Consider the following 4,856-nt stretch of genomic DNA (forward strand, 5'->3'; position numbering starts at 1 on the left):
AGTATTCCGAAATAAACCGCCCGGCAAGGCGGTTTTTTCACATCTAGGGAAAGAGATTAATCCCAAAAGCGATTGATCTCAATGCTGAACTTTAAGAACGGCAAATTTTCCAACAAAAAAGCCTCTCATTGGAGAGGCTTTTTTGTATCCAGCATTCTGCTTTTTGGTGGTCATTATTCCTGTTATGTTCAATTTTAATGATGCCATAACAAAAAAGGCCTCCATTGGAGACCTTTGAAAATTCAGATTAAGTTAGACAAATAACTTAAGAACAGTAACCACCCTTATGATGAGAACCCGTACCCCCATGAGGATGTTGGCCTGCTGGGCAAGCCATTGTAGAAATAGATGTAAGACCAAACGCAACAACCATTAAAACAGTAATTATTTTTTTCATGTTTACCTACAATGAGAAACAAAAGATATTTTTAAGCAGAATATAATAACAGGAATATTATCATTTCTGCCATATTAGAACTCGACCCTGCAATTAAGTAAGGGTCGTCAATAATGACCCTTACTTAATGTTTAGATCTTAAAGGGTAATGTTCTGGATGTTTAATCCCATCAAGAGTTAAATCAATATCAAGGTCTGGCCAGGACAAACCAAATCGACCTTGTTTCTCCACATTGAATACCGATCTAACTGAAGCTGACTCAAACCAAGGGAACTCTTTAAAACTCAAAAAGTGCTCTTCATTATCAGCTAACAACCAAAGTCCCAATGGATTAACACCCAGCACCTTAACCGAAGTGCTTTTCCCAAGCTGCTCTGATTTCATTTTCATGACCTCTAACACTTTGCTCTAACTTATTTAATTCTCTAACAGAAAGATTATAGCTTTTTGCCAATACTATCTCTGGCTCTAGCCAAAACTTAGCCTCACCATCTTCACCAACAACATGAACATGCAAACGCTCTTCTTCATTAGAGTAGAAAAAGAATTTATACCCTTTTTCTCGATATACCGCAGGACTCATTAAATACGCTCCTATTTCTATAAAAGCAGCATATATAGAAAACTGCTTAAGATGAACTATAAAATCGGTATTCATTATTCCTATTATGTTCAATAGCCAAATTAACACCTAGAAATACCCATTAAAGCCCCTCAAACGCTCGTATAGCTGTTTTTCCATGCCCAACCACACGATTCTATAGCTTATGGCCATTGTAAGTTTGTGACGGCTTGTAGGCTAATTTCAGGGCAAAAATCATCACTCTTACTTCAACCAAAAATCACACCGTAACGTCCATTTTCCACAAAATAAGATCATGTTCGTTTGTCCTGGATAAATAAGCGAAGCGTTTTAACCAAGACAAATGAACCGACAACGAACGCAGTGAGACGTCAGTGCAACACCAACATCTCTATTAAATATGCAGTACCTGCCGAGGTACTGTTAAGTACCTGCCGAGGTACTGTTAAGCTATAAGCTATTGAATTTTAAGAATAAATAACCAGTACCTCCTGAGTACCTAATTTCACAAATTTACCATAAGTAGTTGAAATATATACGATACACTCTTGAGGTACTGACCAGTACCGTGAGAGTACCTGAAAACGACATATTTTTAGCCTTGTTTTGAAAAAAATAAACGCCACAAAATATCCTTTACAGACAACCACTTACATCAATCTGAAAGATTGCGAGGGGTGTAAACTCTTCTAGAGGGCCATAGAACCTTTGCTGTTATTGCCGATTTCATCAGAGACTTTTACTTAATATGTTGATCTAGAGAGCCATAAAAAATGGCGATTGAATAGAGATTGGGAAAGAACTAACGCGCTACGCTTGTTCGATGCACTACGCTTTCAACAAGTTGAAAGACTCCGTTGTACATCATGATTAAAGCAAAGAGATATGTTGTGTAAACGGTGGCACACAAACAAAAAAGCAGCCCTTTCGGCTGCGCCGACCCCTACCTTTTTTCAAACTCAATTTGAGTGATTTTAGGTACCGATATGGTCGCTTTCAGATTGGGATTTTTCTCTTACCCTTTCGGGCTGCCCTGCGCTGTGAGTAAGGCTTTACGCCCCCATTCCAGTCTCACAACATCAATCACTTATTCCTTTTCCGCAACTCCCGTCTAGCAGCTACAACAGGGCGGTTTTATCGTGCTTTTTGCAAGTTATGATTGGTGCCTTTACCTTCCACCTTTGGAATATCCCTTGGTCGGTGGATGATGCGCGTCGCTCTGTCCAAAACATCTTGAGTCCAAACAGAGTGCAGGAGTACTTGAAGTGCTTAGATGATATGAGCTATCATGAAAGGACTTAACGGGGTGAATCGTTTAAGTATTCCGAAATAAACCGCCCGGCAAGGCGGTTTTTTCACATCTAGGGAAAGAGATTAATCCCAAAAGCGATTGATCTCAATGCTGAACTTTAAGAACGGCAAATTTTCCAACAAAAAAGCCTCTCCAATGAGAGGCTTTTTTGTTGGAAAATTTGCCGTTCTTAAAGTTCAGCATTGAGATCAATCGCTTTTGGGATTAATCTCTTTCCCTAGATGTGAAAAAACCGCCTTGCCGGGCGGTTTATTTCGGAATACTTAAACGATTCACCCCGTTAAGTCCTTTCATGATAGCTCATATCATCTAAGCACTTCAAGTACTCCTGCACTCTGTTTGGACTCAAGATGTTTTGGACAGAGCGACGCGCATCATCCACCGACCAAGGGATATTCCAAAGGTGGAAGGTAAAGGCACCAATCATAACTTGCAAAAAGCACGATAAAACCGCCCTGTTGTAGCTGCTAGACGGGAGTTGCGGAAAAGGAATAAGTGATTGATGTTGTGAGACTGGAATGGGGGCGTAAAGCCTTACTCACAGCGCAGGGCAGCCCGAAAGGGTAAGAGAAAAATCCCAATCTGAAAGCGACCATATCGGTACCTAAAATCACTCAAATTGAGTTTGAAAAAAGGTAGGGGTCGGCGCAGCCGAAAGGGCTGCTTTTTTGTTTGTGTGCCACCGTTTACACAACATATCTCTTTGCTTTAATCATGATGTACAACGGAGTCTTTCAACTTGTTGAAAGCGTAGTGCATCGAACAAGCGTAGCGCGTTAGTTCTTTCCCAATCTCTATTCAATCGCCATTTTTTATGGCTCTCTAGATCAACATATTAAGTAAAAGTCTCTGATGAAATCGGCAATAACAGCAAAGGTTCTATGGCCCTCTAGAAGAGTTTACACCCCTCGCAATCTTTCAGATTGATGTAAGTGGTTGTCTGTAAAGGATATTTTGTGGCGTTTATTTTTTTCAAAACAAGGCTAAAAATATGTCGTTTTCAGGTACTCTCACGGTACTGGTCAGTACCTCAAGAGTGTATCGTATATATTTCAACTACTTATGGTAAATTTGTGAAATTAGGTACTCAGGAGGTACTGGTTATTTATTCTTAAAATTCAATAGCTTATAGCTTAACAGTACCTCGGCAGGTACTTAACAGTACCTCGGCAGGTACTGCATATTTAATAGAGATGTTGGTGTTGCACTGACGTCTCACTGCGTTCGTTGTCGGTTCATTTGTCTTGGTTAAAACGCTTCGCTTATTTATCCAGGACAAACGAACATGATCTTATTTTGTGGAAAATGGACGTTACGGTGTGATTTTTGGTTGAAGTAAGAGTGATGATTTTTGCCCTGAAATTAGCCTACAAGCCGTCACAAACTTACAATGGCCATAAGCTATAGAATCGTGTGGTTGGGCATGGAAAAACAGCTATACGAGCGTTTGAGGGGCTTTAATGGGTATTTCTAGGTGTTAATTTGGCTATTGAACATAATAGGAATAATGAATACCGATTTTATAGTTCATCTTAAGCAGTTTTCTATATATGCTGCTTTTATAGAAATAGGAGCGTATTTAATGAGTCCTGCGGTATATCGAGAAAAAGGGTATAAATTCTTTTTCTACTCTAATGAAGAAGAGCGTTTGCATGTTCATGTTGTTGGTGAAGATGGTGAGGCTAAGTTTTGGCTAGAGCCAGAGATAGTATTGGCAAAAAGCTATAATCTTTCTGTTAGAGAATTAAATAAGTTAGAGCAAAGTGTTAGAGGTCATGAAAATGAAATCAGAGCAGCTTGGGAAAAGCACTTCGGTTAAGGTGCTGGGTGTTAATCCATTGGGACTTTGGTTGTTAGCTGATAATGAAGAGCACTTTTTGAGTTTTAAAGAGTTCCCTTGGTTTGAGTCAGCTTCAGTTAGATCGGTATTCAATGTGGAGAAACAAGGTCGATTTGGTTTGTCCTGGCCAGACCTTGATATTGATTTAACTCTTGATGGGATTAAACATCCAGAACATTACCCTTTAAGATCTAAACATTAAGTAAGGGTCATTATTGACGACCCTTACTTAATTGCAGGGTCGAGTTCTAATATGGCAGAAATGATAATATTCCTGTTATTATATTCTGCTTAAAAATATCTTTTGTTTCTCATTGTAGGTAAACATGAAAAAAATAATTACTGTTTTAATGGTTGTTGCGTTTGGTCTTACATCTATTTCTACAATGGCTTGCCCAGCAGGCCAACATCCTCATGGGGGTACGGGTTCTCATCATAAGGGTGGTTACTGTTCTTAAGTTATTTGTCTAACTTAATCTGAATTTTCAAAGGTCTCCAATGGAGGCCTTTTTTGTTATGGCATCATTAAAATTGAACATAACAGGAATAATGACCACCAAAAAGCAGAATGCTGGATACAAAAAAGCCTCTCCAATGAGAGGCTTTTTTGTTGGAAAATTTGCCGTTCTTAAAGTTCAGCATTGAGATCAATCGCTTTTGGGATTAATCTCTTTCCCTAGATGTGAAAAAACCGCCTTGCCGGGCGGTTTATTTCGGAATACT

4 protein-coding genes are annotated in these 4,856 nt (G+C 39.2%); 2 read left to right on the top strand and 2 right to left on the bottom strand.

Going from position 1 to position 4,856, the window contains the following annotated elements:
- Positions 1–521: 521 nt before the first annotated feature.
- The gene (locus HC723_RS16395) at positions 522–782 is read right to left on the bottom strand and encodes a DUF2442 domain-containing protein (RefSeq protein WP_190339848.1); all 261 of its coding nucleotides are present in this window, start codon (positions 780–782) and stop codon (positions 522–524) included.
- Complete coding sequence (locus tag HC723_RS16400) at positions 745–1,056, bottom strand: DUF4160 domain-containing protein (protein ID WP_238925531.1); 312 nt, start codon at positions 1,054–1,056, stop codon at positions 745–747. The genes HC723_RS16395 and HC723_RS16400 overlap by 38 nt, the downstream gene beginning before the upstream one ends.
- A gap of 2,744 nt (positions 1,057–3,800) precedes the next feature.
- On the opposite strand from HC723_RS16400, the gene HC723_RS16405 reads away from it, so the two are divergent.
- A complete protein-coding gene (locus tag HC723_RS16405) occupies positions 3,801–4,112 on the top strand; it encodes a DUF4160 domain-containing protein (protein ID WP_238925531.1) in 312 nt (103 codons plus the stop codon).
- The gene (locus tag HC723_RS16410) at positions 4,075–4,335 is read left to right on the top strand and encodes a DUF2442 domain-containing protein (RefSeq protein ID WP_190339848.1); all 261 of its coding nucleotides are present in this window, start codon (positions 4,075–4,077) and stop codon (positions 4,333–4,335) included. Before HC723_RS16405 ends, HC723_RS16410 begins: the two co-directional genes overlap by 38 nt.
- Positions 4,336–4,856: the final 521 nt, after the last annotated feature.

Origin of the sequence: Vibrio sp. S11_S32, assembly GCF_014694465.1 — a bacterium.
GTDB classification, from domain to species: domain Bacteria; phylum Pseudomonadota; class Gammaproteobacteria; order Enterobacterales; family Vibrionaceae; genus Vibrio; species Vibrio algicola.

Excerpts from the sequence above, each read along its gene's own strand:
- HC723_RS16405 (WP_238925531.1), top strand. The coding sequence starts at position 3,801 with ATGAATACCGATTTTATAGTTCATCTTAAGCAGTTTTCTATATATGCT.
- HC723_RS16410 (WP_190339848.1), top strand. The coding sequence starts at position 4,075 with ATGAAATCAGAGCAGCTTGGGAAAAGCACTTCGGTTAAGGTGCTGGGT.
- HC723_RS16395 (WP_190339848.1), bottom strand. The coding sequence starts at position 782 with ATGAAATCAGAGCAGCTTGGGAAAAGCACTTCGGTTAAGGTGCTGGGT.
- HC723_RS16400 (WP_238925531.1), bottom strand. The coding sequence starts at position 1,056 with ATGAATACCGATTTTATAGTTCATCTTAAGCAGTTTTCTATATATGCT.